Origin of the sequence: Streptomyces sp. NPDC046727, assembly GCF_040645635.1 — a bacterium.
Lineage (GTDB): Bacteria > Actinomycetota > Actinomycetes > Streptomycetales > Streptomycetaceae > Streptomyces.
On the sequence record NZ_JBEYYR010000096.1, the window covers coordinates 1 to 1,249 of the forward strand.

Annotated in this window: 2 protein-coding genes and 1 pseudogene; all 3 read right to left on the bottom strand. The window is 55.4% G+C overall.

The window, feature by feature from the left end; genetic code table 11:
• Window positions 1-287, bottom strand: a pseudogene (locus tag ABZ937_RS42770) (hypothetical protein); the annotation flags it as partial.
• Window positions 288-358: 71 nt separating this feature from the next.
• A complete protein-coding gene (locus ABZ937_RS42775; RefSeq protein WP_361701090.1) occupies window positions 359-757 on the bottom strand; it encodes a DoxX family protein in 399 nt (132 codons plus the stop codon).
• Window positions 758-1,049: 292 nt separating this feature from the next.
• The coding region (locus ABZ937_RS42780; protein ID WP_361701092.1) for a YqjK-like family protein at window positions 1,050-1,249 on the bottom strand (200 nt) is incomplete at its 5' end.

Sequence of the window (1,249 nt, forward strand, 5' to 3'; positions counted from 1 at the left end):
CAGCCGTTTTCCAGCATCAGCGGGTGCACCACCGAGACCGGAATGATCTGCTCCAGCCCTTTCAGTTTGCGCATCAGCAGCGTGCGATGCGCCCAAGGGCAGGCGAGAGAAACATAAAGGTGATAACGGCCCGCTTCGGCCTGGAAGCCGCCCACGCCGTGTTCGCCCGGCTGACCGTCGGCGGTCACCCAATTGCGAAACTGAGCGGTTGAACGTTTGAAACGGCCGCCGGTAGATTTGGTGTCATACCAGATGTCTTGCCAAACGCCATCGACGAGTTGTCCCATGGGAATCTCCTAGGAGTCCGAGTTAAAAAACGACAGAGCCCGGCATGCCGGGCCCTGAATGACAGTTTAGATTACCATTTCTTGTTCAGAAGACGGTCGATGCTGAAGCTGCCCGGGCCTGCGACCGCCAACACGATGAAGCCGCCGGCAATGGTCAGGTTTTTCATGAACATCAGCTGGTTTACGCCTTCCGCAAAGTCAGTGTGGAACAGCAGCGCGGTCAGGATGGTGAAACCGGCAGTGAACAGCGCCACGGTGCGGGTCAGGAAACCGAACAGGATCGCCAGACCGCCGCCAAATTCCAGCAGGATGGTCAGCGGCAGCAAGAAGCCAGGCACGCCCATCGATTGCATGTACTGTTGGGTACCGGCATATGCGTCACCCATTTTGCCGTAGCCTGCCACGATAAACAGGATTGGCATCAGAATACGAGCAACCAACAAACCTGTATCTTCTAATTTTTTCATCATCTACTCCAAAGTGTTTTTGTGCGCCTGTTCGGCGGTAGTCATATCAACGGGCGGCGTAGCGGGTCTCTGACCCTGTCCGCTCCGTATCGTATTGATGGAGTGAATGTTAAGCGGGAAGTGCTCAGGTTGTTAGCAAGTAAAACTGTCGTAATTTTTCAAAAAATCTGAATCTTTAGCGTGCTAATAAAATGCCGCCGATCAGCAGGTTGCCCGGCCCCGGGGTTGGACGCGTTGTATCAAGGGAGAAAATGCGGGCAGAGCAACAGGAGGTTTGAAGGAAAGACTAAGCGGCTTACTTGGCGGAAAACGTCTTTTTAAACAGACGGATAGCGCTCCATGCGCCGAAAGCGCGACGCGACCAGCGGATCATCTTGCTGGGATGGCGGATGCCGTACAGCGCCATGACGCTGGAACCGAGCACCAGATAGCGGCGCAGGCCAAACACCGTTTGCCAGCCGCGGTCGATGCGTTCGGTCTTTTCCAGCCACAGAG

Coding starts and splice junctions, on each gene's coding strand:
- ABZ937_RS42775 (WP_361701090.1), bottom strand. CDS start 757: ATGATGAAAAAATTAGAAGATACAGGTTTGTTGGTTGCTCGTATTCTG.